Origin of the sequence: Oscillibacter sp. KLE 1745 (assembly GCF_000469445.2) — a bacterium.
Taxonomy (GTDB): Bacteria; Bacillota; Clostridia; order Oscillospirales; family Oscillospiraceae; genus Oscillibacter; species Oscillibacter welbionis.
In genome coordinates this window covers 1-3,658 of record NZ_KI271774.1, presented here as the reverse complement: position 1 = coordinate 3,658, position 3,658 = coordinate 1, and the positions used below count along the sequence as shown (strand labels likewise).

10 protein-coding genes are annotated in these 3,658 nt (G+C 58.4%); all 10 read left to right on the top strand.

Translation table 11 applies throughout. From position 1 onward, the window contains the following. Positions 1-86: 86 nt before the first annotated feature. Entirely contained in the window at positions 87-374 is a 288-nt protein-coding gene (locus tag HMPREF1546_RS16610; RefSeq protein WP_021750210.1) for a helix-turn-helix domain-containing protein, read from the top strand. Then, positions 352-672, top strand: a complete 321-nt coding sequence (locus HMPREF1546_RS16605; RefSeq protein WP_021750209.1) for a hypothetical protein — start codon at positions 352-354, stop codon at positions 670-672. Before HMPREF1546_RS16610 ends, HMPREF1546_RS16605 begins: the two co-directional genes overlap by 23 nt. A 1-nt stretch (position 673) precedes the next feature. After that, positions 674-907: a hypothetical protein gene (locus HMPREF1546_RS16600; RefSeq protein WP_021750208.1), complete on the top strand. Its 234-nt coding sequence runs from the start codon at positions 674-676 to the stop codon at positions 905-907. Then, positions 904-1,107, top strand: a complete 204-nt coding sequence (locus HMPREF1546_RS16595; RefSeq protein ID WP_021750207.1) for a hypothetical protein — start codon at positions 904-906, stop codon at positions 1,105-1,107. Before HMPREF1546_RS16600 ends, HMPREF1546_RS16595 begins: the two co-directional genes overlap by 4 nt. Beyond that, entirely contained in the window at positions 1,104-1,769 is a 666-nt protein-coding gene (locus HMPREF1546_RS16590) for a hypothetical protein (RefSeq protein WP_021750206.1), read from the top strand. The genes HMPREF1546_RS16595 and HMPREF1546_RS16590 overlap by 4 nt, the downstream gene beginning before the upstream one ends. Before the next feature lie 7 nt (positions 1,770-1,776). Further along, a complete protein-coding gene (locus HMPREF1546_RS16585; protein ID WP_021750205.1) occupies positions 1,777-1,965 on the top strand; it encodes a hypothetical protein in 189 nt (62 codons plus the stop codon). Between the two features lies 1 nt (position 1,966). Next, a complete protein-coding gene (locus tag HMPREF1546_RS16580) occupies positions 1,967-2,398 on the top strand; it encodes a hypothetical protein (protein WP_021750204.1) in 432 nt (143 codons plus the stop codon). 3 nt (positions 2,399-2,401) lie between these two features. Continuing rightward, complete coding sequence (locus tag HMPREF1546_RS16575) at positions 2,402-2,785, top strand: helix-turn-helix domain-containing protein (RefSeq protein WP_021750203.1); 384 nt, start codon at positions 2,402-2,404, stop codon at positions 2,783-2,785. Continuing rightward, entirely contained in the window at positions 2,737-3,375 is a 639-nt protein-coding gene (locus tag HMPREF1546_RS16570; protein WP_198145327.1) for a hypothetical protein, read from the top strand. Before HMPREF1546_RS16575 ends, HMPREF1546_RS16570 begins: the two co-directional genes overlap by 49 nt. A 25-nt stretch (positions 3,376-3,400) precedes the next feature. Further along, positions 3,401-3,658: hypothetical protein (locus HMPREF1546_RS16565; RefSeq protein ID WP_021752165.1), on the top strand; the 258-nt coding region annotated here is incomplete at its 3' end.

Below are 3,658 nucleotides of genomic sequence, written 5' to 3'. Positions count from 1 at the left end.
GGCAAGATAGTAGATTAAGTGCAGAAGAAGTCAGACGACTTTCTTCTGCATATTTTTTATGCCGGAGGCGGAACGAGGTGAACGAAATGGAGGCTACGGTACAGAGAAAAACCCTGACCATGGAGGACCGAAAGGTCCTTGCGGAAATGTGGGCGGCCGGAGAGCGGGCTGCCGTGATCGCCGTAAAACTGGGCGTGTGCCCGGATACCGTGTACAAGGAATTGAAGCGCGGATACACCGGGACGCTGAACGAGTTAAGCCGGCCGGCCTATGACCCGGCACGGGGGCAGGCAGAGTATCAGCGGCGGCTTAGAAACCGCGGCCGCTGGCGGCGGGACAAGGAGGAGCACCATGGAGCAGAAGCAGAGACCTGATGAAACCGGGAAGACGGAGCGAAAGCCCATCTCCGTGGAGGAAGCGAACAGCCGGGCATATCAAATCGGGCTGCAATCTGATTGCATCATCAAACTGGAAAAACGGGCCGGGGAAAACCGGTATCAGCGGCATTTTAAGGCATCCAGCGCGTCGGCACTGTTGAACGGGATGGCCGTCCTGATACGGGATTACGCAGAAACACTGAACCTGTCGGTTGTGGAGGTCTTGTCAGTCCTTGCTGTTGTGCTGACCATGCCGACAATCCAGGAAAAAAACAGAGAATCGGAGGACCAGTGATATGGAGCAGCAGTTTTTCACGATCCGGATCGAGCGACAGGAGACCCGCATGGAGCGCCTGGAGCGGCGGAAGAGAGAGACCCGGAAAAGTATTTTCGCCGCCGTGCTTGCCGTCCTCGCGGCGGCAGCCCTGTTCGCCGCACTGGCGGCCACAGAGCCGGTGATTGTTGCGACAAAAGAGGCGGAGCAGGAACTCCAGCCGGTGGTGCTGATCGTGCCGGAGGCAGAGGTATGAGTGATAAGGAAGCTCGTCTGTTTGAGGTGCAGCACCCGGAGCGCCCCGCCGTACAGGTACAGGCGGTGGACCGGCTGCGGGCCATCGCGGCGGCGGCGCGTGAATGGGGAGACCGGTGGACAGAGGTCGCCAGAGACTGCGAGGTCTCCGACCTGGGGCCGGCGCCGGAGCAGAAGCGGAAAAGCAGGAGGACGACATGATTCATGAAAAGGGACTTTGCAAGGTGCTTTCGGCCGCCTACAAGGGCGGCGGATATTCCGTGATCCCAGTCCGGCGGCAGGTGGAGACCGTCGCCAGGTCCTGGCGGCGGAACGAGATCATCCTGAACGGCGCCACCTGGGCGGTGCGCTGCCTGACGGAGGACCTGCCGAAAGAGGCGGCTGTCCAGATCGTCAAGGACGTGGGGTATATGCCGATGGAGCCGGTGAGCGTCCAGAAGAGCCAGCCGAATCAGACCATGCTGGAAGATGTGGCCGACATACGGGAGAGCCAGCTTGAAGAGCTGCGGGACGGATCGTCCGTCATGGTGAAGATCCCCGTGATTTTCCGGGACCGCTGGCAGTTGTACCAGACAACAACCGGCGCGGTCTATGCCTTCGACACGGAGCTGCTGAAGCTGATCGACTTCAAGGAAGTATCGCCGGAGTGCCGGATTACGCCGCATGGCAACATGGCTATGTTCTTATGGGGAGACGAGATGGTATTTCTGGCGCCGGGGCGGTTCTCCCGGGAGAACGAGGAAAAGATCCTCTACATAGCAGGGATGGACTGGGAGAATCAGGTGGAGGCCGACGATCCCGTGGTGAACCTGAACCTGTTCAACGCGGACCAGGACGAGCCCCTTCTGACGCCGGAGGAATGATGTGGAAATGGAGAATCAGGAATACTACTTCGACGTGTCATATCAGCGCAGCAAGGACGGGCCTGTGGGCATGATCTATCTGCCTGATATCGGCAGCGTAATGGAGTGGATGCAGAGGAATGGCGAGAGCATCCACTTCGCCCTCCTGCTGAAAATGCCGGGAAACGCGGACGGCCTCGTGGATCGGGAGGTATGAGATGGAAAGCAGATTTGAGAGGATTACAGAATCTCCGGACGCCCTGGCTGCTGTGCTGGCCTCTATCCCAACGGCGGACGCACCGTGGGATATAGCATTCGAGCGGGCCTTCTGCGCGGGCTGCGCCCTGGAAAACTGCGATGGCTGCCAACACAAAAACCTGGATCGGATTAAGTGGTGGCTGGAGCAGCAGACGGCGAAAGCCTTTTTGACCAGGAAGGGTAAGCGATCCGGGTGGTTTTCCATGTCCAAGAAGCAGGAATTGGTGGACAAGCTGGGTCCTATTGAGCACCAGACGGAAGAACTGCTTGAGGAGCTATGCGGCAACTACTGCAGATACACCAGCGCCGCCAACGGAAAGACCAGGGATGAACTGTTGGATATTTGCGAGGACTGCCCGTTGTCCAGATTGAGAGATTTGATCGGAGTATAGGCAATGGGAAAAATCAGGTGCCCGGAGTGCAGATACCGGGCAGCAAAGTTTTCGGACTACACCTGTGACTATGCGGGGATCACGGGCCATACGAGGCGGGCCGTCCCGCCGGAGCGGTGCAGGCATTTTGAGCCGGAGCAGCCGCCGGAGGCCGCAAAGCGTGCGAAGCCGAAAGGGCCCGCCATCGCCATCAACCCAAGCCGCCGGCGGACCCGGTACGACTGGGAGAAGGCTAAAATGCTTTACGACCAGAAGTGGAGCGATTCAAAGATCGCGGCCGCCATGGGATGTGATGTCAACAGCGTTTTCGCCTGGCGGAAGCGGGAGAAGCTGCCGCCATGGCCGCGCTCGGAGCAGATTGTGGCGCGGAAGGAAGTGGTGGTGTGAAAATACCGGATGATGTGTTTACGACCCGTTGCCGCTACTGCGGTCATGGGCAGACGGGAGCGGAAAATAAAGAAATCCCGGATGATAAACTGTTTATTCACTTTTGGGCAAAGCAATCGCCGTGCGGGATCATCGGGATTGCACAATGTGATAAGGTCCAAGGCGAGTGTCTGGACTTCAAGCCTAACCCGATGTTTGGAATTTGCGAATACTGCACTTTCACAAACAGTTTTCATCCCGGATTTTGTACAGCACCCAGCGGGCCGGTGAACAAGCGGCGGGTATTCCTGGGGTGGAGCGGAATCGGGGATTACTACTCTGTCCACGCGCTTTTCACCTGTGATCGCTATCGAGTGAGTGAACGGTGGAAGGACCTGATCCTAAAAAATGCCGTAGAGGGCCATGCTCCGGCTAATTTTGACCCGGATACCTGGGAGGCGTTGGAGCACATCGACGGGACGCCGACGGCAAAAAGGTGGGCGGACCTGCAAGCCAAACGAAAGGCAGAACTGGAGGCAGAGGTAGAAAAAGAGGCGGGAAAAAGGGCAGAGCTGGAGCAAAAACAAATTTCCATGTTTGAAGACTACTAAATTGAAAACGGAATAAGGTGCGTGTATGAGAATCGAAGACCTTCCGCCGTGGGCGCAGGCTCAGGCGGCGAACCAGATCATGGCGCGGCAGCGGAGGAACAACGGCAGGAGCCGGCCCCCCTCCCCTGCCCTGTCGGACGATGAAGAAGAGATGCCGCGGCGGGCGGCATCCAAATACCACAACCGGAAGGCCGCCCGGATCACGGCGGCGGGAAACATTCTGGAATTTGACAGCCAGAAGGAGGCGCGGCGGTATGACGAGCTGGCGCTGCTGCTGGCGGCC